1 rRNA gene is annotated in these 232 nt (G+C 60.8%); it reads left to right on the forward strand.

The features are described 5' to 3' along the window. Window positions 1–232, forward strand: a 23S ribosomal RNA gene (locus tag J3482_RS20640); the annotation flags it as partial.

Raw genomic sequence — 232 nt, forward strand, 5'->3', positions numbered from 1 at the left:
GGAGAAGCCTAAACCGGATGCGTGGTACAGACTGCAGTCGATGCGCATGCGGGGTCGAGGGGCTGTTGGGGGCAACCTGCAGGGAGCCAGCAGGAAGCAATCCGTAGGAGAACGGCATGGGAAGGCCGGCCATAGACGGTGAGAGCCCGGTATCCGAAACGGAATGTGGAATGTGCAACAGACCCCAAGTACTGCGGGACACGAGGAATCCCGTGGGAATCTGGGAGGACCA

Origin of the sequence: Alicyclobacillus suci, assembly GCF_017329615.1 — a bacterium.
In the GTDB taxonomy this organism is placed as follows: domain Bacteria; phylum Bacillota; class Bacilli; order Alicyclobacillales; family Alicyclobacillaceae; genus Alicyclobacillus; species Alicyclobacillus suci.